Genomic DNA, 26,134 nt, shown 5'->3' on the forward strand with positions numbered 1-26,134 from the left:
CATGCTCCTCAGGCTGCCCTCACTACGACCGGGATGCTGCCCAGCTTCGACTGCTTCTCTTCGGGCGTCGCCGGCCGGATCTGGCCGCGCTCCTCGATGAAGACGACGTTGCCGTCGGTCTTCTCGCTGTTGACGAAGGTGCGGAAGCGCTTGCGGGATTCGGGGTCGGTGACGGCCTTCTTCCACTCGCACTCGTAGGTGTTGACCACGTGCTGCATCTCGGCTTCTAGCTCGGCGGCGATGCCGAGCTTGTCGCTGATGATCACGCTCTTCAGGTAGTCCAGGCCGCCTTCGAGGTTCTCGCGCCAGGTGCTGGTGCGCTGCAGCCTGTCAGCGGTGCGCACGTAGAACATCAGGAAGCGGTCGATGTACTGCAGCAGGGTGGACTTGTCGAGGTCGCTGGCAATCAGCTCGGCATGGCGCGGCTTCATGCCGCCGTTGCCGCAGACGTAGAGGTTCCAGCCCTTCTCGGTGGCGATGATGCCGACGTCCTTGCCCTGCGCCTCGGCGCATTCGCGGGTGCAGCCGGATACGGCGAACTTGAGCTTGTGCGGGGCGCGCAGGCCCTTGTAGCGATTCTCGATCTCGATGGCCAGGCCTACCGAATCATCCACGCCGTAGCGACACCAGGTGCTTCCGACGCAGGACTTCACGGTGCGCAGCGACTTGGCGTAGGCATGGCCGGTCTCGAAGCCGGCGGCGATCAGTTCGTCCCAGATCAGCGGCAACTGCTCGACGCGGGCGCCGAACAGGTCCACGCGCTGGCCGCCGGTGATCTTGGTGTAGAGGCCATACTTCTTGGCCACCTGGCCCACCGCGATCAGGCCGTCGGCGGTGACTTCGCCGCCGGGCATGCGCGGGACCACGGAGTAGGTGCCGTCCTTCTGGATGTTGCCGAGGAAGTAGTCGTTGGAATCCTGCAGCGCGACGTGCTCCTTCTTGAGCACGAAGTCGTTCCAGCAGGAGGCGAACACGCTGGCGGCCACCGGCTTGCAGATGTCGCAGCCCAGGCCGTTTCCGTGCTTCTCCAGCAGGGTTTCGAAGGTCTTGATCTGGCCCACGCGCACCAGGTGGTAAATCTCCTGGCGCGAATAGGGGAAGTGCTCGCAGACATGGTTGTTGACCGCCATGCCCTGCTTCTTCATCTCCGCCTTCATCACCTGCGTGGCCAGAGCCACGCAGCCCCCGCAGGAGGTGCCGGCCTTGGTACAGGACTTGATGGCGCCGATGGTGGTGGCACCCTCGCAGACCGCCGCGCAGATCTGGCCCTTGGAGACGTTGTTGCAGGAGCAGATCTGCGCCGAGTCGGGCAGGTTGTCCACGCCCAGGCCCGGCTTCTTGCCGCCGGAATCCGGCAGGATCAGGAACTCCGGCGATTCCGGGAGTTCCATCCGGTTGAGCATCATCTGAAGCAGGGTGCCGTATTCCTCGGCGTCGCCCACCAGCACGCTGCCGAGCAGGTGCTTGCCGTCCTCGGATACCACCAGCTTCTTGTAGACCTGCTTGCGCTCGTCGTTGAACTGGTAGACGCGGCTGCCGGGGGTGCTGCCCATGGCGTCGCCGATGCTGGCCACGTCCACGCCCATCAGCTTGAGCTTGGTGCTCATGTCAGCGCCGGTGAATTCGGCAACCTGGCCCAGCAGGTGCTTGGCGGCGACGCGGGCCATCTCGTAGCCTGGCGCCACCAGGCCGTAGATGCGGCCGGACCACAGCGCGCATTCGCCGATGGCGTAGACGTCCGGGTCCAGGGTGCGGCAGAAATTGTCGATCACGATGCCGCCGCGTTCGCCGACGCCGAGCTGGCAGGCCTTGGCCAGTTCATCGCGCGGGCGGATGCCGGCGGAGAACACGATCATGTCGGCATCCAGGTGGCTGCCGTCCGCGAACTTCATGCGGTGGGTGCCACCTTCACCGTCAATGATCTCGAGGGTGTTCTTCTGGGTGTGCACGGTGACGCCCAGTTCCTCGATCTTGCGGCGCAGGGTGCGGCCGCCGCCGTCATCCACCTGCACGGCCATCAGGCGCGGGGCGAATTCCACGACATGGGTTTGCAGGCCCATGTCGCGCAGGGCCTTGGCGCACTCCAGGCCCAGCAGGCCGCCGCCGATGACCACGCCGATCTTCGAGCGGGCACCGCACTCCTTCATGCCCTCCAGGTCCTCGATGGTGCGGTAGACGAAGATGTCCTTGCGGTCCTTGCCCGGTACCGGCGGCACGAAGGGATAGGAGCCGGTGGCCATCACCAGCTTGTCGTAGTGCAGGGTTTCGCCGGTGGAGACCGTGATGGTCTTCATGGCGCGGTCGATCGCGGTGGCCCTGGCGTTGAGCTTCAGCAGCAAGCCGTCGCGGCCGAAGAAGTCCGGTGCGACCAGAGACAGGTCTTCCGCCGACTTGCCGGCGAAGAACTCGGACAGGTGCACGCGGTCGTAGGCGGGACGCGGCTCCTCGCAGAGCACGGTCACTTCCAGGTCCGGAAGGCCGGCTTCGGCCAGGGATTCCAGGAACTTGTGGCCGACCATGCCATGGCCGATCACCACGATCTTCTGCTTCATCGGAGCGCTCCTCAATGGTCGCAGTCGGAGAGGAAGCCGAGCAGTTCCTCGCGCAGCTTGTAGTAGTTCGGGTGCTCAAGCAGGGCCTTGCGCGTCCGCGGGCGAGGCAGCGGCACGTCCATGACCCTGCCAACCCGGGCGTTGGGGCCATTGGTCATCATCACGACGCGGTCGGCCAGCAGGATCGCCTCGTCCACGTCGTGGGTGACCACGATGGCCGTCAGGCGAGTTCGGGCCCAGACCTCCATCAGCACCTCCTGGAGGTCCCATCGCGTCAGCGAATCGAGCATGCCGAAGGGCTCGTCCAGCAGCAGCATCTTGGGCGACAGCGCGAAGGCGCGAGCGATGCCCACGCGCTGCTTCATGCCGTTGGAAAGCTCGGAGGCACGCTTGCTGGCCGCGTCCGACAGGCCGACACGACCCAGGTAGTGATCGACGATCTCGCGGCGTTCCGTCTCGCTGATATGCGGGAAGACCTGGCGCACACCGAGCATCACGTTGTCGGCAGCGGAGAGCCAGGGCACCAGGCTTGGCGCCTGAAACACGATGCCGCGGTCGGGTCCGGCGCCGTCGATCTCCTTGCCGTCGAGGATGATGCCGCCCTCGCTGATGTCGTTGAGGCCAGCCATCATCGACAGAACGGTCGACTTGCCGCAGCCGGAATGTCCGATGATGGAGATGAATTCTCCCTGGCGGATCTTCAGGTCGAAGCCGTCCACCACCTTCACCGGCCCCTTCTTGGTCGGATAGATCTTCGAGACCTTGGCGAACTCGACGTAGCGCTCCGGTTGTACTGGTGCCTTCTTCGTGGCGGCCTTGAGCGCGGCGGGGTGCTCGTCGCTGGTCACAGGCACCTGCGGACGCAACTCCACGACCTTGCTGCCGGCCGTGCCCTGGGAGCCCTTGGCGGTGTCGATCAGATACTGCGTGACTTCCTTGCGCAGCTTCACGAAGGCTGGGTCGTGGTTCATCTCCTTGCGGTTGCGGGGGCGCGGCAGATCAATGCGGAACTCCGGGCCGAAGGTGGCGCCGGGGCCGGGGTTGAGCGGGATGATGCGATCCGCGAGCAGGATGCCCTCGTCCACGTCATTGGTGATCAGGATGCAGGTCTTCTTCTCCTGGCCCCAGATCTGCACGATCTCGTCCTGCAGCTTGGAGCGGGTCAGCGCATCCAGCGCGCTCAGCGGTTCGTCCAGCAGCAGTATGTCGGGGTTCGCGGCGAGGGCGCGCGCCACCGCCGTGCGCTGGCGCATGCCGCCGGACAGTTCCGAGGGACGCTTCTGCAGGGCGGGCGTCAGGCCCACCATGTCGATGTACTTCTCGACGCGAGCCTGGCGTTCGGCCGCGGGCAGGTGGGCATAGACCTGGTCCACGGCCAGCGCCACGTTCTCGCGGACGTTCATCCAGGGCATCAGCGAATAGCTCTGGAAAACCACGCCGCGGTCGGGGCCCGGGCCGCGGACCGGCTGGCCCTTGAGCAGGACCTCACCCTCGTCCGCTTCGATCAGTCCGGCGATCAGCGAGATCAGCGTGGTCTTGCCGCTGCCGGAGAAGCCGACGATGGCGACGAATTCACCTTCCGCGATCTGCAGGTTGATGTTCTTCAGCACCGGACTGCATTGCTTGCCCTGGCCGTAGCTCTTGCCGACGCCGCGCAGTTCCAGGTACGGTGCCACGGCGTCGGTTGCGCCATGGGGAATGGGCGCATCGGCAAGTTCGGCAGGCTTCACTTGTGCGTGCATGTTCAGGGCTCCGGTCTCAGTGAGCCTGCTCGCCGAAGCTGACCAGCTGCTGCAGCGTCTGCATCAGGCGATCCAGCACGAAGCCGATGAAACCGATGGTGAATACCGCCACCATGATGCGTGCCAGCGACTGGCTGCTGCCGTTCTGGAACTCATCCCAGACGAACTTGCCCAGGCCGGGGTTCTGGGCCAGCATTTCGGAGGCGATCAGCACCATCCAACCCACGCCCAGCGACAGGCGCAGGCCGGTGAAGATCAGTTTCAGCGAAGAGGGCAGCACGATCTTGCGGACCTTGGCCAGCCAGGACAGCTTGAGCACGCGGGCGACGTTGATCAGGTCCTTGTCCACCGAGGCCACGCCGACCGCGGTGTTGATCAGCGTGGGCCACAGCGAGCACAGGGTGACGGTGATCGCGGAGATCAGGAAGGACTTCTGGAACATCGGGTCGGCGCTGACGTAGACCGCCGAGACGACCAGGGTGACGATCGGCAGCCAGGCCAGCGGCGAGACCGGCTTGAACAGCTGGATCATGGGATTCAGCGCGGTCTGCACGGTGGGCGACAGGCCGCAGAGCACGCCCAGCGGTACCGCCACCAGGGTTGCCAGCAGGAAGCCGACGAAGACCGTCAGCAGGCTGGTGCGGATTTGGTCGATGTAGGTGGGCTTGCCGGTCCAGGCGCGGATGCGGACCTCGGCGCCCGGGTCCTCAGCCAGCTTCGCGGCGTTGCGCTCCTCCTGCCGCTGGTAGAACTCGGCGGCCTTCTCGCGTTCCGCGACATGCTCGTCCACCAGCACGTGGAAGGCTTCATAGACCGCTGCCGGGCCGGGCAGCGCCCCCAGGCTGGTCTGGATGCCCTGGGCCACCACGCCCCAGCCGGCCAGGAACAGCAGGAAGGCGAAGACCGGCACGCCGATCTTCATCAGGATTTCGCGGGCCTGCTCGCGCGGGTCTTCGCCAGCGGCGAGCCGCACGAAGGGCACGAACCAGGTGAGCCCGGTCTTGTTCAGGAAATTGTTGGTCTGGGTCAGCATCGGCTTGCTCGGGTGTGGTTGCGTTTCTGGTGCTTGGCGCGGACGGGCAGACTCCTGCCCGGCCGCGCCCTGTGCTCAGGGCTTTTCGTTGCCCTTGAGGCCGATCTTGAGCTTGGAGAGATAGGCGTTCGGGGTGCGGCCGTCGTAGCTCACGCCGTCAATGAAATCCGCCGTGGCCGGCTTGAAGCCCGACTCCTTGGCGAAGTCCGGGAAGTCGCTGGCCTTGAGCTTGCCTTCGGCGATCAGCTCCTTGGCGGCGGCGGTGTAGAGATCGGAGCGGTACACCTTCTTGGCGGTGTCGAAGTACCACTGGTCGGTCTTGGCTTCGGGGATCTGGCCCCAGCGGCGCATCTGCGTCAGGTACCAGATGGCGTCGGAGTAGTACGGGTAGGTGGCGTGGTAGCGGAAGAAGACGTTGAAGTCCGGCACCTGGCGCTTGTCACCATTCTCGTACTCGAAGGTGCCGGTCATGGAGTTGGCGATCACGGCCGCGTCGGCACCGACATAGGACGCTTTCGACAGCATCTTGGAGGCTTCACCGCGGTTGCCGTTGTTGTTGGCGTCCAGCCAGTAGGCGGCGCGGATCAGGGCCTTGACCATGGCCTTGGTGGTCTTCGGGTTCTTGGCGGCGAAGTCCTCGCGGATGCCGAAGACCTTCTCCGGATTGTTCTTCCAGATCTCGTAGTCGGTGATCACCGGCACGCCGATCCCCTTGAATACGGCCTGCTGGTTCCAGGGCTCGCCCACGCAGTAGCCGTAGATGGTGCCGGCCTCCAGCGTCGCGGGCATCTGCGGCGGCGGGGTGACAGACAGCAGCACGTCGGCCTTGATCTGGCCAGCCACGTCGCCTTTCTGGGGCGCGTAGAAGCCAGGGTGGATGCCGCCGGCCGCGAGCCAGTAGCGCAGCTCGTAGTTGTGCGTGGAAACCGGGAAGACCATGCCCATGTTGAAGGCCTTGCCCGCCGCCTTGTACTGATTGACCACCGGCTTGAGCGCATCAGCCTTGATCGGATGCACTGGCTTGCCGCCGGCCATCGGGATGTTCTTCTTCATCTCGGCCCAGACGGCATTGGAAACGGTGATGCCGTTGCCGTTCAGGTCCATGGAGAAGGGCGTGATGATGTCGGCCTTTGTGCCGAAGCCAATGGTCGCCGCCAGGGGCTGGCCAGCGAGCATGTGCGCGCCGTCGAGTTCGCCTGAGATCACGCGGTCGAGCAGCACCTTCCAGTTGGCCTGTGCCTCCAGGGTGACGTAGAGGCCTTCGTCCTCGAAGTAGCCCTTCTCATAGGCCACGGCCAGCGGCGCCATGTCGGTCAGCTTGATGAAGCCGAACTTGAGGTCTTCCTTTTCCAGCTTGTCCTTGGCGCTTGCCACCGGGATGCCCAGCGCCAGCGCAAGGCCACCAGCCATGAGTGCGGTGCCGGTGAGCTTTGCGAACAGGCCCGCGAGACGCCCCATCGGCCCTGCCACCACCGGTTTGACCTTGATTGTGCTGCTGAGCATCTTCTGCACTCCCGAATGATCCCGAAAAAGAAGCCGGAAACGAAAAAGCGCCCATGGACCGGGATTGACCGGTGCATGGACGCCGTTGTCCTGAGCATCCGTGGTGCGACCCCCGGATGGATGTCTTGTAAGCCCGCCGCCTTTAGCGGGCTATCTCACGGGGATAAGTCGCAAGGCCCATGCCATGTTTCAAGCGCCGGGTCCGCGCCGTGCTGGTGCATGGATCGAGATGCAGGCGCCCTGGCATGGTTCGCCACGCACCGGCATCGCGCCCGGCTATCTGGAATCGCTCCAGATTGGATCGAGAGCCCGGTGGGCGGCTTCAGCTGTCGGGGTTCTCTTGGTCTGAGTGGCGCGCTGCCCTGCGCGTTTGCAGGGCATGTGCGCCATCACGGTGCGGTTCAGCCATGGCTGCCGACCGACGCCGCAGGGGCGGCGCTGCGCTGCGTGTCGAACGAACTGCCGTCGAACAGCAGGTCGGGGCCCATCAGCAGCGGCCCGTTGTTGCTGCCGATGGCCCAGGCGCCGGCGTGCACGCCTTCAGGCTTGGTATCGACGCGAGGGCAGGGCTGGCCGACGCGTTCGGCGGCGATGCGGTACAGGTCGGGCCGATAGGTCTGCGCGGCGACCAGGGCGGCATCCACATGACTGGGGACATGCCCCCAGCGCTGCATCTGTGCGACGAACCAGTGCGCGTGAGAGTGCCAGGGGAAGTTGGCGGCCCCGGAATGGAACACCAGACCTGGGCCACGCGGGTGGCGTGCATCGCGCACCGCCAGCGCCTCCTCCAGTTCCAGCATGGAGGCGCCGCGCACGTAGTCGCCCGCCTTGAGCATCTCGGCGGCGGCCAGGCGGCCCGGGGCGGCCTCGAGCGAGCGCGAGGCTTCGATCAGGGCGGCGACCAGGGCCAGGTGGGTCAGGGGATGGCGCTCCGCCCAGTCTCGGGTGACGCCCAGCACCTTTTCGGGGCTGTTGTTCCAGATCTGGTGCTTGGTCACGATCGAGCGGCCGAGGTTGGCACGCTCGGCGACACCACCCCAGGGCGCGCCCACGCAGAAGCCGTCGATGCGTCCTTCCTGCAGCAGTTGCACCATCTGCGGCGGCGGCACTACGACCAGGCGCAGGTCGCGATCCGGGTCGATGCCGCAGCCAGCCAGCCAGTAGCGCAGTTCGTAATGGTGTGCCGAGTGAGGGAAGACGTGCGCGAAGACCAGGGGCGGCGCGCGTACGGCGCGGTCGACCTCGATCACGCGCCGCAGCGCGGCACCGGCCGCGCGCGGTCCTTCCTCTGCCAGGCGCATGCGCCGGTACAGGGCATTGGAGACGGTGATGGCATTGCCGTTGAGGCTCAGCGACATGGCCGTGAGCATCGGCACGCCGATGCCGTCGATGCCCAGCGTCGCCGCCAGCGGCATGGGCGCCAGCATATGCGCCGCATCGAGCAGGCCGGCGGCCAGCTTGTCGCGGATGCCGGCCCAGGCCGATTCCACCGTGATCGATACGTCCAGGCCATGGCGGGCAAAGTGGCCGGCGGCCTGCGCCACGACGATGGGCGCCGCATCGGCCAGCGGCACGATGCCGATGCGCAGGCGGGACTTCTCCAGGTTGTTGATCATCAGAGTAGTTCCGCGGCGGCGATCAACGCACGGGCGGCGTCGCCGAGCTTGAGGTTGCGTTCCATGGCCATGTTCCTCAGCAGTTCATGGGCCGCCGGTTCGTCGAGGTTGCGGCGCTTCATCAGGAGGCCCTTGGCGCGCTCGATGTCGCGGCGGTCGGCCAACTTTAGGCGGGTCTCTTCCAGTTCGGTGCGCAGCGCATGGAATTCCTGGAAGCGGGCGATGGCTACCTCGATGATCGGCGCCAGTCGCGCCGGCTGCAGGCCGTCAATGACATAGGACGTGACCCCGGCGCGCACAGCGCGGCGGATGGTCTCGCCATCGCTGCGGGAGGCGAACAGCACGATCGGCCGCGGCTGTTCCCGCGCGACCTGGCCTAGGGACTCCAGCGTGTCCCGGTTCGGTGCATCGACGTCGATCAGGATGACGTCCGGCTGGTAACGGCGCACGGCAGCCTGCAGGTCGGCCGAGGTGGTGACCGCCGCCACGATCTCATGGCCCAGCGCGCGCAGCGGACTATCGAAGGCGGCGCGCCGTGCCGGGTCATCATCCACCAACATGATGCGAAGTGGGCCAGGGTCTCCGCCAGTGCTGCCCTGCTTTGGTTCAGACCCCAAGGATGACCCCACGAACGCTCCAACAACGGATGCCCTGGAGGGCTATTGGTGCGGCTCATGCAAGGATCGTGACAGCCCAGGTGCCCCTGAACGGTGCGTGGCGTGATTTGGATGAGGCTTTTGCGGCGGTCAGCGGTGATGCCGGTGCGCCGGTCCTGGCTTGGGGCACCTAATCCGGTGCGAATTCGTTCAATCGCGCGCCTTCCTGGTGCCCGGATAACGAGCATAAAAAAGGCGCCTGCACGGTTTCCCATGCAGACGCCATTGCCCGAACTGAGGGCCGGACGCATCACGGTGGACTTGCCGCGGCGATGCTCCTGACCATGCAATCAGACGAGCAAACGGCGTGCCAGCGATGGAGGTGCGCGCCTCAGCGCGGCTCGACGAGGTCGTCCAGTTCCACGTTCAGCGCGCGCACCGACAGGTGGATCTCGCGCAGCGACAGCGTCAACGAGGCCAGCATCAGCAGCAGCGCCAGCCCGAACAGGGACAGGGCCAGCGGCTGGTTCTCGATCAGCACGCCGAACAGGCTGGCGGTGCAGCTCAGCAGGCTGGTCACGCCCAGGGCCTGGCTGTGGCGCAGCAGGGTCAGGCGCTCACGCAGATTGTCCACCTGCAGCTTGATGCGCGGGTGCGGCTCCTCGCGATAGCGGGCGATCAGATGGCGGGCGAGGCTGGCCAGCCCCAGGAAGCGGTTGGTGTAGGCCAGCATCAGCAGGGAGACGGCCGGGAACAGCAGGCCGGGGGTGGCGTAGGTGAGTGGCGTCATGGCGCCAATCTACCTCATGGCTACTCCGAAGCGCTGCCGCAAGGCCCGGCGCGAGGTGGCCAGCAACTGCTCGGACTGCTCGCTGGTGGGCACCGCGCGAGCCATGGCCAGGGCCCCCGCCATCTCCGCGAGCAGGGAGGCCGCTGCCGCCCGCGGATCGGCCTGGCCGGCCTGCTCCAGCATGGTGGCCAGCCGGTGGCTGACGGCCTCGATGCCGGCGCCGAAGGCGCGGCGGGCTGCGGCGGGCAGGTGCGGCGCCTCGCCGCAGAGCGCAGGAATGGGGCAGCCGTGGGCCCGGTCGTCGCGGTGGCGCTGCGAGAGGTAGAAGTCAATGTAGCCCGACAGCGCCTCGGCAGACGTGCAGCGCTCCATGTAGTCGTCCATCTTGGCTTCAATGTCGGAAAACATTGCCGTCATGGCCTCGGCCACCAGCTCGTCCTTGGACTTGAAATGGGCATAGAAGCCGCCGTGCGTGAGCCCGGCCTTGCCCATGATGGCGGCCACGCTGACCCCGCGCGGCCCCTTGGCGCGGATCGCGCGTGCGGCTTCCTTCAGCAGCAGCGCGCGCGTGCGTTCCTTGTGTTCGGCGTCGTAGCGCATCGGCCGATCTTATCCGCTACGCGGCCTCCAGGATGGTGGCGATACCCTGGCCGCCGCCGATGCACTGCGTGGCCAGCGCGTAGCGCTTGCCCTCGCGCTTGAGCAGCTGCGCCGCCTTGCCGGTGATGCGTGCGCCGGTGGCACCCAGCGGGTGGCCCAGGGCCAGGGCGCCGCCATCCAGGTTGACCTTGGCGCGGTCGATACCCAGCTCGCGCAGGCAGGCAGCGGCCTGGCTGCCGAAGGCCTCGTTGATCTCGACGATGTCGATGTCCTCGATCTTGAGGCCCGCGCGTTCCAGCGCCTTGCGCGTGGCCGGCACCGGGCCCATGCCCATGACCTCCGGCCCGCAGCCGGCCACCGCCACCGCGCGGATGCGCGCCAGGATCTCCAGCCCATGCCGCTTGGCGAAGTCCTCGGAGCAGACCAGCACCGCGGCGGCGCCATCGGTCAGCGGCGAGGAGGTGCCGGCGGTGACGCTGCCGTCGGCGCGGAAGGCGGGCTTGAGCCCCGCCAGGCCTTCCAGCGTGGTCTGCGGGCGCAGGCAGCCGTCGCTGTCGACCAGGCCGTCGGCGGTCTGCACCGGCGCGATCTCGCGGGCCAGCCGGCCTTCGGCCTGCGCGGCGGCGGCCTTCTGCTGGGATTCCAGCGCCAGCTGTTCCTGCTCGGCGCGCGGCACGCTGAAGCGCTGCGCCACGTTCTCGGCGGTCTCGCCCATGGTGATGTAGGCCTCGGCCTGGAACTCCGGCGCGTCCACACCCGGCTGGCGGAAGCGCGGGTTGGGTGAGGCATTGAAGCCGCCCTGCGGCACGCGGGTCATGGACTCCACACCGGCGCAGATGAAGGCCTCGCCCGCGCCGATGGCGATCTGGCCGGCGGCCATGTGGATGGCGTTCATCGAGGAGCCGCAGAAACGGTTGACGGTGGCGCCGCCGACCGACTCCGGTAGCCCGGCCAGCAGGCCGGCGATGCGCGCGATGTTGCTGCCCTGCTCGGCCTCGGGGTAGGCGCAGCCCATGATGACGTCCTCGATCAGCGCGGGATCGAGCCCGGAGCGCTCGACCAGGGCCTTGATCGCCACGGCGGCGAGGTCGTCCGGGCGCGTGCCGGCGAAGCGGCCCTTGCGCGCGAACTGGAAGGGGGTTCGGACATAACCGGCAATGACGGCGTTGGTCACGGCTGTTCTCCTGTGAAGATGAAGTGATTAACCGGCGTAGCTGGGCGGCTGGGCAGTGAGGCCCGCTTTCACCTGCCGGCTGATGTCGTCGGCCAGGGCCTCGATCTGCCCGGCTTCCAGCGCGGCGAGGGCGCTGGCGGCCACGTCGGCGGGCGAGGCCTTGGGGGCTTCCACGCCGGCCACCATGTCGGTGTCGATGTAGCCGGCGTGTACGCCGACCACTTCCGTGCCCTGGGCCTTGAGCTGGATGCGCGTGGCGTTGGTCAGCGCCCAGGCCGCAGCCTTGGATGCGCTGTAGCCGGCCGTGCCGGGCAGGGCGACCCAGCTCAGCACCGACAGCATGTTGACGATGCCGCCGCCGCCATTGGCGGCCAGCACCGGGGCGAAGGCGCTCGTGGTGTGGGCGATGCCGTGGTAGTTGGTGTCCAGCTGGCGGCGGGCGTTGGCTTCTGCCTCCACGGCGTTCTGCCCGTCGTCCAGGAAGATGCCGGCGTTGTTGACCAGCAGGCTGACGTCGCCGCAGGCGGCCGCGGCGGCGGCGATCTGGTCGGGCTTGGTGACGTCGAGCTTGACCGGGATGACACCGGGGAGGGTGACGGTGGCCGGGTCACGGGCGGCGGCATAGACCTTCTTGGCCCCACCGGCCAGCAGGGCCTTGGCGAAGGCCAGGCCCAGGCCGCGGTTGGCGCCGGTGACCAGCGCGACGGAACCCTTGATCTTCATGGTGACACTCCGGCTTTATTGGATGATGAGAATCATATTATGGGTGTCATGTAATGGAATCAAGGGGCATTGGCGGGCGGCGCTTTTTGAACCGTTCATGCCGAGTGCCGCGTCCCTCGATACGATCCGCCAGGGCGGATCACTCGGGATGACCGGGTGGTGGCGTATCGAGGCACGCACTGCTGCCATTCCCTCTCCCCGCTTGCGGGGAGAGGGTTAGGGTGAGGGGCGGCGGAGTTTCGGATAGGAACCAGGGCGGGGATGCCGGCGACTACGCCGGTCAGGAGCGGTGGATCTTTGGAGGTTTATTTCGCCTAAGGGCGAGGTACTTTTCTTTGTTGTACGACAAAGAAAAGTACCCAAAAGAAAACGTACCCTGCCATCCGCGGCCCCGCTGAAGCGGGGCAACCTGCCTGGTGGACGAGTGCGACGGGTCGGGCCCACAGGCCATCCATGGCCTGAGGCCCCTCGGCCGGACATCCTGTCCGGCTCGACCCTGCACTCGGCCCCCAGGCAGGCGCTACTGGAAGGGAACCCGGTACATCAAAAGCATTCGCTGCGCTCACCGGGACATCGAGGAAGAGCGCAGGCAGGGGATCTCTATCCTTCGAAAGAGCTGTTTTGTCCGCTCACACCGGCTTGGCCAGCGCCCGCCACATCATCTCGAACAGCGGCCCGGAGTTGGCGGTCAGCGATTCCTTCATGCCGCGGTGGATGTACATCTGCACCAGGCGGTTGGTGAAGCCCATGACGAAGTCGAGCAGGTACTTCTCGTCGACGTCGTCGGTCAGCACACCGCGCTCGCGGCCTTCCGAGAGCACCTTGATGAAGGTGTGGAACAGCTCGGGGTTGTGGTAGTGCTCCTGCTTGCGCCAGGTGTTCACGTACACCGAGCTCATCTGCAGCTGCATGACCTTGGGATTCTTCTCGTAGAAGTCCAGGCTTACCCAGAACACCTTGCGCAGGCGCTCCTTGTAGTCGGCAATGCCCTGCAGATGATCGAGCAGGCGCTCTGCCAGCTTCTGCAGCCAGACGTCCAGGCAGGAGAACAGCAGGGCTTCCTTGCTGCCGTAGTACTTGTAGAGCGTCTGCAGCGAGACGTTGGCGCCGCGGGCGACCTCGATCAGGCCCACGCGGTGGAATTCCCGCTCGGAGAAGATGTCGAGCACGGTCTGCTCGATGCGGGCGCGGGTCTCGGGGTCGAGTCCGGCTCGGTCAGCCACCACGGCTTCGGTTCGGCGCATGTCTGTTCACTGAGTAATGGTTGTTACTGGAAACTTCCCGGCGCCCCATACGCAGCCGTATTGACCGGGCCGCAGCGCGCCAGTAAGCTCGGTCCGCTTTCAATCCAGCCGGCGGGTTTGCATCTGCCCCGCCACGCCAATCCACGTTCCCGATCGGCTGATGGTAATTTAAATTACCTAACACCGCAACGAGGTCTCCATGAGCGAAGCATTCATCTACGACGCGGTGCGCACGCCGCGCGGCAAGGGCAAGAAGGACGGCAGCCTGCACGGCGTCACGCCCATCCACCTGGTCGGCAACCTGCTGACGGCGCTGCAGCAGCGCAACAACCTCGATACCTCCAAGGTCGACGACGTGGTGCTGGGTTGCGTTACCCCGGTGGGCGAGCAGGGCGCGGACATCGCGCGCGTCGCCGTGCTCTATGCCAACTGGGCGGAGAGCGTGGCCGGTGTCACGCAGTCGCGCTTCTGCGCCTCGGGCCTGGAGTCGGTGAACATCGCCGCGCAGAAGGTCATGTCGGGCATGGAAGACCTGGTGGTGGCTGGCGGCGTCGAGAGCATGTCGCGCTGGGCCATGGGCTCGGACGGCGGCGCCTGGGCGATGGACCCGCGCGTCAACCACATGACCGGCTTCGCGCCGCAGGGCATCGGCGCCGACCTGATCGCGACGCTGGAAGGCTTCTCGCGTAAGGATGTCGACACGTTCGCCGTGCAGTCGCAGCAGAAGGCTGCCAAGGCGCGTGCCGAAGGCCGTTTCGCCAAGTCGCTGGTGCCGGTGCGTGATCTCAACGGCATGGTCGTGCTGGACCATGACGAGTTCATCCGCGCCGAGGCCACGGTCGAGGGCATGGCGGGCCTCAAGCCCTCCTTCGAGCAGATGGGCGCGATGGGCTTCGACGCCACCGCCCTGCGCAAGTACACCACCATCGAGAAGATCGACCACGTCCACCACGCCGGCAACAGCTCCGGCATCGTCGACGGCGCCGCGCTGATGCTGATCGGCAGCAAGAAGATCGGCAAGAAGCTGGGCCTGAAGCCGCGCGCACGCATCGTGCAGACCGCGGTGATCGGCTCCGAGCCCACCATCATGCTCACCGGCATCGGCCCGGCCTCCAAGAAGGCCCTGGCCCGCGCCGGCATGAACGCCTCCAACATCGACCTGTTCGAGATCAACGAGGCCTTTGCCGCGGTGGTGCTGCGTGCGCAGCGCGATCTGGGCATCGACCCCGCCAAGGTCAACGTCAACGGCGGCTCCATCGCCATGGGCCACCCGCTGGGTGCCACCGGCTGCGCCATCCTCGGCACCCTGCTCGACGAGCTGGAGCGCCAGGACAAGCAACTGGGCCTGGCCTCGCTCTGCGTGGGCGCGGGCATGGGCATCGCCACGATCATCGAACGCCTCTGAGGGAACCGACATGAGCGTCAATTTCGAAAAAGACAACGACGGCATCGTCACCCTCACGCTGGACATGCCGGGCCGTTCGATGAACGTGCTCAACGACGAGCTGAGCAAGCCGCTGGCCGAGGCCATCGGCAAGATCGAAGGCGATGCCTCGATCAAGGGTGTGATCGTCACGTCCGGCAAGAAGGAATTCCTGGCCGGCGCCGACATCGAGAAGGTGTTCGCCATCACCGATCCGGCAGATGCCTTCAAGCTGGCCGAGGACTACAAGGGCTTCCTGCGTCGCCTGGAGCTTTGCGGCCGCCCGGTGGTGGCCGCGCTCAACGGCACCGCGCTGGGCGGCGGCCTGGAGCTGGCGCTGGCCTGCCACTACCGCATCGCCATCGACGATCCCAAGGCCAAGTTCGGCCTGCCGGAAGTGAAGCTGGGCCTGCTGCCCGGTGGCGGCGGCACGCAGCGCCTGCCGCGCCTGATCGGCATCCAGCCCTCGCTGCCGCTGATGCTGGAAGGCAAGGAGCTGAAGGCCAGCGACGCCAAGAACGCCGGCATCATCCATGCGCTGGCCAAGGACCGCGAGGATCTGCTGGCGCAGGCCAAGGCCTGGTGCCTGGCCAATCCGAAGCCGGTGCAGCCCTGGGACGACAAGAAGTTCAAGTGGCCGGGTGGTGACGCCAAGTCGCCGGCCAACGGCCAGCTCTGGGCCATCGCCCCGTCCATGGCCAATGCCAAGACCCAGGGCAACTACCCGGCGCCGATCAACATCATGGCCAGCGTGTTCGACGGCGGCATCACCGACTTCGACACCGGCTGCCGCAGCGAGTCGCGCTACTTCGCCAACTGCGTGGTTTCGCAGGTGTCGAAGAACATGATCGGAACGCTGTGGTTCCAGCTCAACGCCATCAACAAGGGCAGCTCCCGCCCCGAGGGCGTGGAGCGCTCCACGGTGAAGAAGCTCGGCATCCTCGGCGCCGGCATGATGGGCGCGGGCATTGCCTACAGCTCGGCCAAGGTCGGCATCGAGGTGGTGCTGCTCGACACGACGCAGGAGGCCGCCGACCGCGGCAAGGCCTACTCCAGCGGCCTGCTCGACAAGGACCTGAAGAAGGGCCGCCTGACGCAGGAAGGCAAGGACCAGTTCCTGGCCCGCATCAAGGCCACCACGAGCTACGACGACCTCAAGGGCTGCGACCTGGTGATCGAGGCCGTGTTCGAGGACCGCGCGATCAAGGCGGATGTCACCAAGAAGGCCGAGGCACAGCTGGCCAAGACGGCCGTGTTCGCGTCCAACACCTCCACGCTGCCGATCACGGGCCTGGCGGAAGCCAGCGAGCGGCCGAAGAACTTCATCGGCCTGCACTTCTTCTCGCCGGTGGACAAGATGCCGCTGGTGGAGATCATCGTTGGCAAGAAGACCAGCAAGGAAACCCTGGCGCGTGGCTTCGACTACGTGCAGCAGATCAAGAAGACGCCGATCGTGGTCAACGACTCGCGCGGCTTCTATACCTCGCGCTGCTTCGCTACCTACCCGATGGAGGGCATGACCCTGCTCGCCGAAGGCCAGCATCCGCGTTCCATCGAGATGGCCGGCCTGCAGGCCGGCATGCCGGTGGGCCCGCTGGCAGTGCAGGACGAGGTCTCGCTGTCGCTGTCGCTGCACGTGCTGGAGCAGACGCGCAAGGACCTGGCCGCCGAGGGCAAGACCGCCAGCGAGCACCCGGGCGTCGCCGTGGTGGAGAAGATGGCCAAGCAGCTCGACCGCCAGGGCAAGAAGGCCGGCAAGGGCTTCTATGACTATCCGCAGGGCGGCCAGAAGTCGCTGTGGAAGGGCCTGGCCGAGCAGTTCCCGCTGAAGGAGCAGTTGCCGCAGCAGGAGTTGATCGACCGCCTGCTGTACGCGCAGGCCAACGAAGCCGCCAAGTGCTACGAGGAGGGTGTGGTCACCGCGGTCGGCGACACCAACATCGGCTCGATCTTCGGCTGGGGCTTCGCCCCGCACCAGGGCGGCGCGCTGCAGTTCATCAACGCGACCGGGCTGGCACAGTTCGTGAAGCGTTCCAAGGAACTGGAAAAGAAGTACGGCGAGCGTTTCAAGCCCGCCAAGCTGCTGGTGAAGATGGCCAAGGAAGGCAAGCGCTTCGAGTAAGGGCAATCCGCGGCCAAGCCCGTCCCGTGCAAAACGCGGGGCGGGCTTGCTGCTGTCCGGGCATCCGGCATGAACGGATGGCCCGGAAGATTTCGTTTCACATTGGAGTCCCCCCATGTTTGGCTTATTGATGAAGTTCATGCAGGCCCAGAAGATCCTGCCGCAGATCTCCGATACGGAGCGGCAGGCCCTGGAAGCGGGTAGTGTCTGGATCGACGGCGAGTTCTTCGCCGGCAATCCCGACTTCCCGAAGATGCTGAAGGAGACCTACGGCCAGCTCAGCGCCGAGGAGCAGGCCTTCGTCGACGGCCCGCTGGCCGAGCTCTGCCGCATGCTCGATCCCTACGAGATCGCCCGCACGCGCGTGGTGCCGCCCGAGGCGATCGAGTTCATCAAGAAGCAGGGCTTCATGGGGCTGATCATCCCCAAGGAATACGGCGGCAAGGAGTTCTCGCGCCTGGCCGTGTCCACCATCATGCACACGCTGAGCCCGTACTCCTTCGTGGCCAGCGTGTTCGTGGTGATCCCCAACTCGCTGGGCGCCGGCGAGCTGATCCACCACTACGGCACCGACGCGCAGAAGCAGCACTACCTGCCGCGCCTGGCCTCGGGCGAGTACGTGCCCTGCTTCGGCCTGACCGAGCCGACGGCGGGCTCCGATGCCGCGTCGATCCGTGCCGAGGGCGAGGTCTTCAAGGATGCCGACGGGCAGGTGAAGATCCGCCTGAACTTCCGCAAGCGCTACATCACGCTGGCGCCGGTGGCCAACCTCTGCTCCATCGCCTGCCAGCTGCACGATCCGCAGAACCTGCTGGGCAAGGGCCAGCACCCGGGCATCACCGTGGTGATGGTGCACAAGGGCACGCCGGGCTTTGCCAATGGCGACCATCACCTGCCCATCGGCGAGCCGTTCTACAACGGCCCGCTGATCGGCAAGGATGTGGTGGTGCCGGTGGACAACATCATCGGCGGTGCCGAATACGCCGGCCAGGGCTGGAAGATGCTGATGGAGCAGCTCGCTGGTGGCCGTGCGATCTCGCTGCCCGCGGGTGCCATCGGCGGCATGAAGCAGGCCTCTGCCGTGGTCGGCCCTTACTCCGTCGTGCGCCAGCAGTTCGGCATGTCCATCGGCCAGATGGAAGGCGTGCAGGACAAGATTGGCAAGATCGCGGCGCTGACCTACATGTGCGAAGGCGCGCGCGTGTTCGCCTGCTCGGCGGTGGATCGCGGCATCCAGCCGCCGGTGACCTCCGGCGTGCTCAAGTGCTACACCACGGAGCTGTCGCGTGAGCTGATCACCGACGCCATGGACGTGTTCTCCGGCGCCGGCGTCATGCAGGGCCCGAACAACATCCTGGGCTCCGGTTTTGCCTCTTCGCCGGTGGGCATCACGGTGGAAGGTGCCAACATCATGACGCGCACCCTGATGATCTTCGGCCAGGGTGCCACCCGCTGCCATCCCTACGCGCTGAAGGTGGTGGAAGGCGTGGAGACCGACAACGTGCCGCTGTTCCGCCAGAACCTGGTGGGCTGGATCGGCCACTTCGTCGCCGGCATCGTCCGCAGCGCCGTGCGCGGCTGGACCCGCGGCCTGACGGTGAAGGTGCCGGACGTGGCGGTGGAGACGCGTGCCTACTACCGCCGTCTCGGCTGGTCGGCGGCGCGCTTCGGCCTGCTGACGGACCTCGCCATGTTCTGCATCGGCGGCAAGCTGAAGATGCGCGGCAAGCTCACCGGCCGTTATGCCGACGCGCTGGCCTGGCAGCTGCTGGCGTTCTCGGCGCTGCGCCGCTTCGAGGCCGAAGGCCGCCGTCCGGAAGACCTGCCGCTGGTGCGCTACTCGGTGGAGTACTCGCTGGCCCAGGTGCAGAAGGCCTTCGAGGGCATCTACGCCAACTTCAATGCGCCGGTACTGGGCTTTGTCATGCGCACGGTGGGCTCGTGGTGGCTGCGCGTGAACCCGGTGGGCAAGCTGCCGGCCGACGACCGCTCCGCCGCCGCCGCGCAGACCATCCAGCGCTACGACGCGCAGTACCGCCGCCTGACCGAGGGCGTGTTCGTGCCTGCCGGTGGCAAGACGGCGTCCAGCCGCCTGCTGCAGGCCTTCCGCCTGCTGGCCGATGCCGAGAGCGCCCTGTCGCGCATTTCGCGCGCCCAGCGCGAGAAGAAGCTGGCCCGCGGTGCCGCCGCCGAGGTGGCGCCCAAGGCGGCCGAGCTGGGGCTGATCAGCGTGCAGGAAGCGCAGCTGGTGGCCCACGCCCAGGCCGCGCGCCTGGAGGCGATCGAGGTGGATGTGTTCAAGCCGGAAGCCTTCTTCGCCACGGCCAAGGCCGAGGCGTCGCAGGACCGCGGCTTCAAGCTCGTCGCCAACGGCTGATTCGTACGGCTGCAACGAAAAAGCCCCGGTTCTCACCGGGGCTTTTTTGTGCGCGTCAGCGACTCAGGGTGCCTTCATGCGCCCGAAGGCCGGATGCGACAGGCTGCCGAAGTACAGCCATTCGCCGCTCTGCTCCACGCTGGTGATAGGGCCGAAGGCGCCGGGGCCGTCGTACTGCAGGTTCTCCACCACCTTGCCGTCCAGGTCCAGGCCCAGCGCGAAGGCCTGGATCTTGGGCTTGGGATGGATCGACTCCGGCAGGCGCTGGATGATCTTGCGGGCGGTGGGGTAGGGCAGCATGCGGTCCAGGTCCGGCAGGCGCGGCGCGTAAATCGCCACCCAGATGCGGTCCTTGCCGTTGAAGCTGAGGTTGTCCGGGAAGCCCGGCAGGTTGTCGATCAGCACCTCCACCTGACCGGCCTTGTCGCCCTTGAGCCACAGGCGGCTGACCTGGTAGCGCGCGGTCTCGTCGAACAGCAGGTAATCCTCGTTGGGGCCCAGGGCCACGCCGTTGGGGAAGTACAGGCCGTCCTTGAGCACCGTGGTCTCGCCGCTGGCGCGGTCGTAGCGCAGCAGTCGGCCGCTGCCGCCGTGCTCCAGCACGTCGGACATCAGCTCATGGATGCCGAAGCGCGCCGAGGCGTCGGAGAAGTACAGCGAGTTGCCGTCGGCGGAGACATCCACGTCGTCGACGAACTTGAAGGGCTTGCCGCCGGCGGTGGTCGACAGCACCTTCACCTGGCCGTTCTCGATCTGCACCAGGCCCTTGTCGGCGTCGGCCACGTAGATCTCGCCGCCTGGGCCGATGACCATGCCCAGCGGACGGCCGCCGGTGTTGCCCAACTCGTCCAGCTTGCCGCTGGCGGGGTCCATGCGCACGATGCGGCCGTCGAGGTAACCGGCGTAGACCCGGCCCTCGCGGTCCAGGGCCACGCCCTCGGGGCCGTTGCCGGCGCCCACCGCGAGCTTCTGGATCGCCTGGAGGCGGTCATTCCTGGCGTAGAGGCCTTCCAGGGCCGGCGCGTTGGGCGGGGTCCAGGCCTGGGGCTCGATGGGGGACGGCGCCAGCGCCGCCCAGCCGATCCCGCCGGCCAGCAGTACCACGACCAGCAGCAGCAATTTCTTCATGACCCGGGTCTCCTCCCTGGAAAAGTTTCGAATGTCGCCGATTCTGCGCCAATCCGCCCGCGGACTGGTAATAAAGGCCCGATTGTCCCTGCGGCCCTGTCTCAGAAAGGGCCGCTTTGGCTACACTCCCCCCAGTCCTAGCCGGCTGCCCGCGTGCCCGGCCATAACGATCTACTAGATAGGGGAAGGAAATGACGACGAGGAACCCGGTCGAAATGCTGCTGCACTGGGAGCAGGAACGGCCGACCCAGCCCTGGCTGTTCCAGCCGCTGCACGGCGAATGGCAGGGCATCACCTGGGGCCAGGCGGCCGACCAGGTGCGCCGCATCGCCTCGGCGCTGAAGGCGCGCTACGAGCCCGGCACCGCCATCGCCATCTCGGGCCGCAACACCGCCCACTGGTTCATGGCGGACCTCGCTATCGCCATGGCCGGCTGCATCAGCGTGGGCCTGTACCCCAAGCAGTCCACCGACGCGGTGAAGTACATCCTCAACCATTGCGAGGCCAAGGCGCTGTTCGTGGGCCCCTCGATGGACCTGGAGGAGTTCCTGGGCGCGGTGCCGGCCGGCATCGACCACATCAGCTTCCCCTATCCGGACGTGCCCAAGGGCAACCTGGCCTGGGACGACCTGGTGAAGGCCCACGAGCCCATGAACGGCTATGTGGCCCCTGACCCGAAGAAGCTGTGGACGCTGATCTACACCTCCGGCACCACCGGCAACCCCAAGGGCGTGATGATCACTGGCGAGAACCTCGCCTTTGCCGCCGGCGGCCTGATGAAGGCGATGCCGGCGCAGGGCCAGGAGCGCTTCTTCTCCTACCTGCCGCTGGCGCATGCCTTCGAGCGCGGCGCGCTGGAAGTGGCCAGCATCTACTTCGGTGCCGAGGTCTATTTCCTCGAGAACATCGAGAAGCTGGCCGAGCAGCTCAAGGAAGTGGCGCCCACGCGCTTCTTCGGCGTGCCGCTGGTCTACGGCCGCATCCAGACCGGTGTGCTCAAGAAGATGCCGCAGCAGAAGCTCGATCGCCTGCTGAAGCTCCCGATCATCTCCGGCATCGTCAAGCGCAAGATCAAGCAGGGCGCCGGCCTGCAGAACGCGCGCTACCTGTTCGTGGGCGCGGCACCGATGCCGATTCCGCTGATGAACTGGTTCCAGAAGCTCGGCATCACGGTGCTGCAGGGCTACGGCATGACCGAGAACAACATCTACGCCACGGCCAACCTGCCGGGCGCCAACCGCATCGGCTCGGTGGGCCGTCCGATGCCGGGCGCCAACATGAAGCTTTCGGAGCAGGGCGAGATCCTGTTCCAGCATCCGGGCGTGATGGCCGGCTACTACAAGGAGCCGGAGAAGACCAAGGAGACCTTCACCGAGGACGGCTACCTGCGCACCGGCGACAAGGGCAAGGTGGACGCCGACGGCTACCTCTTCATCACCGGCCGAGTGAAGGACATCTTCAAGACGCTGAAGGGCAAGTACGTGGCGCCGGGCCCCATCGAGGGTGCGATGGCACGCAATACCGACATCGACCAGATGTGCTTCGTCGGCACCGGCCTGAAGCAGCCGATCATGGTGGTGACGCTGTTGCCGGATGCGCTGAAGCAGCCGCGCGAGGAAGTGGGCAAGCGCCTGGTCGCGGACATGGAGGAGGTCAACAAGACGCTGGAGCCGCACGAGGAGATCGCCAAGATCCTGGTGGTGAAGGACACCTGGACGATCGACAACAACATGATGACGCCCACCATGAAGGTGAAGCGCAACGTGGTGGAAGAGCGCTACATGCCGCTGATCCAGAGGGAAGCGGAGACGCGTTCGAAGCTGGCTTGGGAGTGAGCTTTGTCGATTCAAGAAAGGCCGCCTTCGGGCGGCCTTTTCGTTTTGATTGATCACTTGAACCGTTCATGCCGAGTGCCGCGTAGCGGCGTATTGAGGCACGCGCTGCTGTCATTCCCTCTCCCCGCTTGCGGGGAGAGCAACTGTCTTAAGGGGTCGCCAGTTCGGTCTGTTGGAGGAGGAGTTCGTCTCGACGCCTGGCATTGAGGATCACCAGGAGTTTGCGCATGCAGGCGACCAGGGCGACCTTGCCGGGTTTGCCGCGAGCACGCAGCCTCTGGAAGAAGGCCTTGATCTCGGGTTGCCAACGCACGGCTACCAGCGTGGCCATGTAGAGCACCACCCTCAGGCCGGCCCGACCACCCCAGATATGGCGCTGTCCCCTGAGGGTTCCGCTGTCGCGGTTCAGGGGCGCCACACCGACCAGCTTGGCGATCTGGCGACCTTCCAGACGTCCCAGCTCGGGCAGTTCGCTCAGCAGGGAAGCCTGGACCACCGGCCCCAGCCCCTTCATCGAGCGCAGGCAGGGCGTCAGCTGCGGTTGGCTCAGGGTGCGGATCTGGCTTTCGACCTCGCGCTGCTCGTCGCGCAAGGCCTGCAACGTGGCTTGGATGCCGCGTCGCAGGGCTTCCATCCCTGCGGTCGGCAGTTGCTGGCGCTGCTGCTGGATGGCCAGGACGATCTGGGCCCGGCGCCGCACCCAGGCAGACAACTCCGTCTGCCAGCCCGGTACGGGCAGGCTGCGTCGCAGTTTGGGGTGCAGCAGAGCCGCCATTTGCGCCAGGATCCGGGCATCCAGCTGGTCTGTCTTGGCCAGCACGCCAGTGGCCTTGGCGAAATCCCGTGCCTGGCGCGGATTGACCCGGCTGATCCAAAGATCGGCCTGCGTACAGGCGGTGACCACCGCCGTTTCATAGCCGCCCGTGGCTTCCACCACGATCCGGACCTCATCGAATGACTCCAGCCACCGCAGCAGGCGCTGGATCCCGGCAGGGCTGTTGCTGAACTGCACGATCTTCGAAACACCATCCGTCGCCACGTCCAGCTGGGCCTTGCTGACGTCAATACCAATGCCGATCAATGCGCTCTCCGTTAAAGTGGGCTGGTCAAGAGCACTCACGACCAGCCCAGCCTTATCGGTGCGAACGATACTCGGGCAACTGTACGGGCGTCGGTAGTGAGAACCGGCGTGCGGCTCCAGGCTCTCCCACGATCGCTCGATCAAGGGTTTATCGGGCGCGCACGCCGGGCTCTCGACACCAGATTACGAAAAGACCAAGAGATAAGGGCTAGGGTGAGGGGCGGCGGAGTTTCGCCAGAAGTAGGCGGCTCTAGGCAAAGCGCAGCGCACTCAGCCGTGCTGGCATTTCCCAAGGCGGGATGCGCTGCGCTTTCCCGCCCTGCTGCGTGCTACATGCCGCTGATCCAGAAGGAAGGGGAGACGCGGTCGAAGCTGGCCTGGGAGCAACGATCTCTAGCGGGAGACAAAGGCCGCCTCATGGCGGCCTTTGTCTTGAAGGTGCACTCTGAAAACCTGATTCGCTCGTCACTTTGACACTGAGATGCCGCCGCTGAAACCATCCTGCAAAGTAGCCAGGTCCTGCTCTTCGTTTCGCGGAGGCGCCCGGTTGCTTTTTATCCAAAGGAGAGAAATGAAAACGTTCGGTCTTACTGCAGTCCTTGTTGGTGCGGCTCTGCTTTCCGGCTGCGCCGCCGCCCCCTTCCAGCCTGGCCTGCTGTTCTCGCAGCAGAAGATTCCGGTTGTCGCTCCGAATCAGGCGACTACCTGCGCCAAGACGGGTACCGGCCAGGCCACCAACATCCTGGGATTGTTCGCTTTCGGTGACGCCAGCATTGCTACCGCCAAGAGCAGCGCCGGCATCTCGAAGGTCGACTCGGTGGATATCTCGCACACTGGCATCTTGGGCCTGTATAGCTCGACCACGATCCAGGTCTGCGGCGAGTAAGCCTGTGCAGAAGGCCAGCCTAGCTGGCCTTCTTTTCTTGCGGCACTGGTCGCGGAGAGGGGTGAACCTTTACCCCGCATGGGGCGAATGCAGCGGGCCGGGAATCGCTGCCAGTCACACTACCTGAACAACCGCGCCCCTCTCTGTTTCACTCGCCGCTCCAGGGCGACGGCGGGCGCATGCGTTGCGCTTACCAGCCACTCCCGCTGCGGCTTCGACAAGCCCGTCAACTGCGGCAATACATGCAGGTCGTGATGCAGGCCGAGCAGGTCGCTGAGTTCCGCCAGCGACTTCGCGTCCACGGCGTGCTCGTCCAGCAGGGGATCGAGCAGGGTCTGGATGGCTTCCAGGCGCTTGGCTCGCTTGCGCCATTCGTGCAGGGCTTCGGCGTCCGCGACGATGCTGTCGCGGAAGGCCTGGCGGGCGCGTTTGTAGCTCTTGCGCAAGCCGCGGTGCAGGTCAGTGGGTTTGAGCTTTTTCTCGGGCAGGGCGGCGATCAGCGTGCGTGCCTGCTTCAGCAGCTTGCCGGCGGTGAGCAGGGCGCGCGGGGAGGGCTTCTGCCGGGCTTGCGCCAGTTGCCGCAGGCGTTGGCCCAGGGCTCGCCAGTCGGCGGCGCGGATGTCGATGGGGCGTTTCAGGCGCTTGAAGGTGTCCAGCGCCACGGCGGCTTCGCGTGAGCCTTCCAGGGCGTGGGCGGCGGTGCGCAGTTGCGGGTTCAGTTCCTGCGCGGAGCGCTTGACGGTGCGGCCGACGGGCAGGTCGCGCAGCAGGCGGCCGTAGGCGCGCAGGCGCTTGATGCTCTTGCGGGACTGGTGCACGCCGCGGGCGTCGCGGCGGCCCAGCGCGGCCTGCGCCCGTTCCAGTTCCTGCAGGGCCGCGATGCGCAGGGCGCTGGCGGGTGGCAGGGCCGGATCGGGCGCGGTGCGCTTCATCCGGCGTAGGTCCGGTCCAGGTACTTCACGATGGCAGCGGATTCGTACATCTCGGTGCCGGTGTTGGGATCGATCAGGTACGGCACCTGCACTTGGCCGGTGCGCTCCAGCAGGGCCTTGCGGTTGCGGCTGGTGTCCTTGGGGCCCTTGAACAGCTTGTCGCGGAAGGACGGCGGGCCCATGTCACTCATGCGGGCCTTGCCGGTGCTGCGCAGCAGGTAGGGCAGCTCCAGCTCGCACAGCGCCTCGCGCGCCAGGCGCGAGTAGGGGCTGGACTCGAAGCTGTACAGCTCCAGCGGCTTCTTCGGCGGCTTGGACACGCGCATGCGCAGGCCGCGCGGGCCGCGCCAGGAGCGGGCGGCGGTGGCGGCCATGGAGCCGGCCAGTACCAGCTGGCGGCGCAGGCCCTGCGGCTTGCGCACCGGGCCGCCGTAGGTCTTGCCGAGGTAGGCGACGATGTCGGCGGCCTCGTAGAGGCGCGCGCCGGTGTTGGGGTCCACCAGGAAGGGGTACTGCTGCTTGCCCCCCAGGGTCTGCACCTTGGAGCGGAAGCGCCTGCCGTCCTTGGGGCAGGGGTAGATCATGGCGTCCAGGTCCAGCTCGGTCAGCGCCTCGCGCACCAGGCGGCAATGCGGGCAGGCCTCGAATTCGTAGAGCTCCAGCGGCTTGAGCGGCAGGCGCTCCGCCGGGCGCTGGGTCATGCTGCCGCGCCAGGCGGCGAAGGTGCTGGCGAGGACCGAGGTGCCGACTTCGAGGGTGCGCTGGATCATGGGGCGG

The 26,134-nt window shown here is 66.4% G+C and carries 20 protein-coding genes; 5 read left to right on the forward strand and 15 right to left on the reverse strand.

What is annotated here, in order from left to right; genetic code table 11:
* Positions 1-8: 8 nt before the first annotated feature.
* The 11 genes from nirB to QT386_RS05235 all read right to left on the reverse strand — a co-directional run bounded on the left by nirB (position 9) and on the right by QT386_RS05235 (position 13,573).
* Positions 9-2,552 (reverse strand): nitrite reductase large subunit NirB, encoded by a 2,544-nt coding sequence (gene nirB, locus QT386_RS05185; protein ID WP_289272679.1) that lies wholly within the window; start codon positions 2,550-2,552, stop codon positions 9-11.
* An 11-nt stretch (positions 2,553-2,563) separates the two neighbouring features.
* Positions 2,564-4,294, reverse strand: a complete 1,731-nt coding sequence (locus tag QT386_RS05190; protein ID WP_289272680.1) for an ABC transporter ATP-binding protein — start codon at positions 4,292-4,294, stop codon at positions 2,564-2,566.
* Positions 4,295-4,310: 16 nt separating this feature from the next.
* Entirely contained in the window at positions 4,311-5,327 is a 1,017-nt protein-coding gene (locus QT386_RS05195; protein ID WP_289272681.1) for an ABC transporter permease, read from the reverse strand.
* Between the two features lie 75 nt (positions 5,328-5,402).
* Positions 5,403-6,737 (reverse strand): CmpA/NrtA family ABC transporter substrate-binding protein, encoded by a 1,335-nt coding sequence (locus QT386_RS05200; RefSeq protein WP_367401395.1) that lies wholly within the window; start codon positions 6,735-6,737, stop codon positions 5,403-5,405.
* Between the two features lie 494 nt (positions 6,738-7,231).
* On the reverse strand, positions 7,232-8,446 hold the full coding sequence (locus QT386_RS05205; RefSeq protein WP_289272683.1) for a CmpA/NrtA family ABC transporter substrate-binding protein: 1,215 nt from the start codon (positions 8,444-8,446) through the stop codon (positions 7,232-7,234).
* A complete protein-coding gene (locus QT386_RS05210) occupies positions 8,446-9,006 on the reverse strand; it encodes an ANTAR domain-containing response regulator (RefSeq protein ID WP_289272684.1) in 561 nt (186 codons plus the stop codon). The genes QT386_RS05205 and QT386_RS05210 overlap by 1 nt, the downstream gene beginning before the upstream one ends.
* A gap of 427 nt (positions 9,007-9,433) precedes the next feature.
* Positions 9,434-9,832: a DUF2721 domain-containing protein gene (locus tag QT386_RS05215; RefSeq protein WP_289272685.1), complete on the reverse strand. Its 399-nt coding sequence runs from the start codon at positions 9,830-9,832 to the stop codon at positions 9,434-9,436.
* Positions 9,833-9,841: 9 nt separating this feature from the next.
* Complete coding sequence (locus QT386_RS05220; protein ID WP_289272686.1) at positions 9,842-10,432, reverse strand: TetR/AcrR family transcriptional regulator; 591 nt, start codon at positions 10,430-10,432, stop codon at positions 9,842-9,844.
* A 16-nt stretch (positions 10,433-10,448) separates the two neighbouring features.
* Positions 10,449-11,606: a thiolase family protein gene (locus QT386_RS05225; RefSeq protein WP_289272687.1), complete on the reverse strand. Its 1,158-nt coding sequence runs from the start codon at positions 11,604-11,606 to the stop codon at positions 10,449-10,451.
* A 27-nt stretch (positions 11,607-11,633) separates the two neighbouring features.
* On the reverse strand, positions 11,634-12,329 hold the full coding sequence (locus tag QT386_RS05230; RefSeq protein ID WP_289272688.1) for an SDR family oxidoreductase: 696 nt from the start codon (positions 12,327-12,329) through the stop codon (positions 11,634-11,636).
* Positions 12,330-12,958: 629 nt separating this feature from the next.
* Positions 12,959-13,573: a TetR/AcrR family transcriptional regulator gene (locus QT386_RS05235; protein WP_289272689.1), complete on the reverse strand. Its 615-nt coding sequence runs from the start codon at positions 13,571-13,573 to the stop codon at positions 12,959-12,961.
* Positions 13,574-13,772: 199 nt separating this feature from the next.
* On the opposite strand from QT386_RS05235, the gene QT386_RS05240 reads away from it, so the two are divergent.
* The 3 genes from QT386_RS05240 (at position 13,773) to QT386_RS05250 (ending at position 19,495) form a co-directional block, all read left to right on the forward strand.
* Positions 13,773-14,978, forward strand: a complete 1,206-nt coding sequence (locus QT386_RS05240) for an acetyl-CoA C-acetyltransferase (protein ID WP_289272690.1) — start codon at positions 13,773-13,775, stop codon at positions 14,976-14,978.
* 10 nt (positions 14,979-14,988) lie between these two features.
* Positions 14,989-17,118, forward strand: coding sequence for a 3-hydroxyacyl-CoA dehydrogenase NAD-binding domain-containing protein (locus tag QT386_RS05245; protein ID WP_289272691.1), 2,130 nt, complete (start codon positions 14,989-14,991; stop codon positions 17,116-17,118).
* Between the two features lie 115 nt (positions 17,119-17,233).
* Positions 17,234-19,495, forward strand: coding sequence for an acyl-CoA dehydrogenase (locus QT386_RS05250; protein ID WP_289272692.1), 2,262 nt, complete (start codon positions 17,234-17,236; stop codon positions 19,493-19,495).
* Positions 19,496-19,558: 63 nt separating this feature from the next.
* Here QT386_RS05250 and QT386_RS05255 read toward each other — a convergent pair whose 3' ends face one another.
* A complete protein-coding gene (locus QT386_RS05255) occupies positions 19,559-20,623 on the reverse strand; it encodes an SMP-30/gluconolactonase/LRE family protein (protein ID WP_289272693.1) in 1,065 nt (354 codons plus the stop codon).
* Positions 20,624-20,814: 191 nt separating this feature from the next.
* Here QT386_RS05255 and QT386_RS05260 point away from each other — a divergent pair, with 191 nt between their 5' ends.
* Positions 20,815-22,458, forward strand: a complete 1,644-nt coding sequence (locus QT386_RS05260) for an AMP-binding protein (protein ID WP_289272694.1) — start codon at positions 20,815-20,817, stop codon at positions 22,456-22,458.
* A gap of 148 nt (positions 22,459-22,606) precedes the next feature.
* Here QT386_RS05260 and QT386_RS05265 read toward each other — a convergent pair whose 3' ends face one another.
* Complete coding sequence (locus tag QT386_RS05265; RefSeq protein WP_289272695.1) at positions 22,607-23,539, reverse strand: IS110 family transposase; 933 nt, start codon at positions 23,537-23,539, stop codon at positions 22,607-22,609.
* Positions 23,540-24,110: 571 nt separating this feature from the next.
* Here QT386_RS05265 and QT386_RS05270 point away from each other — a divergent pair.
* Positions 24,111-24,425 (forward strand): TRL-like family protein, encoded by a 315-nt coding sequence (locus tag QT386_RS05270; protein ID WP_289272696.1) that lies wholly within the window; start codon positions 24,111-24,113, stop codon positions 24,423-24,425.
* Positions 24,426-24,544: 119 nt separating this feature from the next.
* Here the strand turns inward: QT386_RS05270 and QT386_RS05275 are convergent, their stop codons facing one another.
* Positions 24,545-25,357 (reverse strand): CHAD domain-containing protein, encoded by an 813-nt coding sequence (locus QT386_RS05275; protein ID WP_289272697.1) that lies wholly within the window; start codon positions 25,355-25,357, stop codon positions 24,545-24,547.
* Positions 25,354-26,127, reverse strand: a complete 774-nt coding sequence (locus tag QT386_RS05280; protein ID WP_289272698.1) for a glutathione S-transferase N-terminal domain-containing protein — start codon at positions 26,125-26,127, stop codon at positions 25,354-25,356. Before QT386_RS05280 ends, QT386_RS05275 begins: the two co-directional genes overlap by 4 nt.
* Positions 26,128-26,134: the final 7 nt, after the last annotated feature.

The organism is Solimonas sp. SE-A11 (assembly GCF_030345715.1).
Classification (GTDB): Bacteria; Pseudomonadota; Gammaproteobacteria; order Nevskiales; family Nevskiaceae; genus Solimonas_A.

Coding starts and splice junctions, on each gene's coding strand:
- QT386_RS05245 (WP_289272691.1), top strand. CDS start 14,989: ATGAGCGTCAATTTCGAAAAAGACAACGACGGCATCGTCACCCTCACG.
- QT386_RS05275 (WP_289272697.1), bottom strand. CDS start 25,357: ATGAAGCGCACCGCGCCCGATCCGGCCCTGCCACCCGCCAGCGCCCTG.
- QT386_RS05230 (WP_289272688.1), bottom strand. CDS start 12,329: ATGAAGATCAAGGGTTCCGTCGCGCTGGTCACCGGCGCCAACCGCGGC.
- QT386_RS05210 (WP_289272684.1), bottom strand. CDS start 9,006: ATGTTGGTGGATGATGACCCGGCACGGCGCGCCGCCTTCGATAGTCCG.
- QT386_RS05215 (WP_289272685.1), bottom strand. CDS start 9,832: ATGACGCCACTCACCTACGCCACCCCCGGCCTGCTGTTCCCGGCCGTC.
- QT386_RS05235 (WP_289272689.1), bottom strand. CDS start 13,573: ATGCGCCGAACCGAAGCCGTGGTGGCTGACCGAGCCGGACTCGACCCC.
- QT386_RS05195 (WP_289272681.1), bottom strand. CDS start 5,327: ATGCTGACCCAGACCAACAATTTCCTGAACAAGACCGGGCTCACCTGG.
- QT386_RS05260 (WP_289272694.1), top strand. CDS start 20,815: ATGACGACGAGGAACCCGGTCGAAATGCTGCTGCACTGGGAGCAGGAA.
- QT386_RS05280 (WP_289272698.1), bottom strand. CDS start 26,127: ATGATCCAGCGCACCCTCGAAGTCGGCACCTCGGTCCTCGCCAGCACC.
- QT386_RS05250 (WP_289272692.1), top strand. CDS start 17,234: ATGTTTGGCTTATTGATGAAGTTCATGCAGGCCCAGAAGATCCTGCCG.
- QT386_RS05270 (WP_289272696.1), top strand. CDS start 24,111: ATGAAAACGTTCGGTCTTACTGCAGTCCTTGTTGGTGCGGCTCTGCTT.
- QT386_RS05255 (WP_289272693.1), bottom strand. CDS start 20,623: ATGAAGAAATTGCTGCTGCTGGTCGTGGTACTGCTGGCCGGCGGGATC.
- nirB (WP_289272679.1), bottom strand. CDS start 2,552: ATGAAGCAGAAGATCGTGGTGATCGGCCATGGCATGGTCGGCCACAAG.
- QT386_RS05220 (WP_289272686.1), bottom strand. CDS start 10,432: ATGCGCTACGACGCCGAACACAAGGAACGCACGCGCGCGCTGCTGCTG.
- QT386_RS05205 (WP_289272683.1), bottom strand. CDS start 8,446: ATGATCAACAACCTGGAGAAGTCCCGCCTGCGCATCGGCATCGTGCCG.
- QT386_RS05240 (WP_289272690.1), top strand. CDS start 13,773: ATGAGCGAAGCATTCATCTACGACGCGGTGCGCACGCCGCGCGGCAAG.
- QT386_RS05200 (WP_367401395.1), bottom strand. CDS start 6,737: ATGGCTGGTGGCCTTGCGCTGGCGCTGGGCATCCCGGTGGCAAGCGCC.
- QT386_RS05190 (WP_289272680.1), bottom strand. CDS start 4,294: ATGCACGCACAAGTGAAGCCTGCCGAACTTGCCGATGCGCCCATTCCC.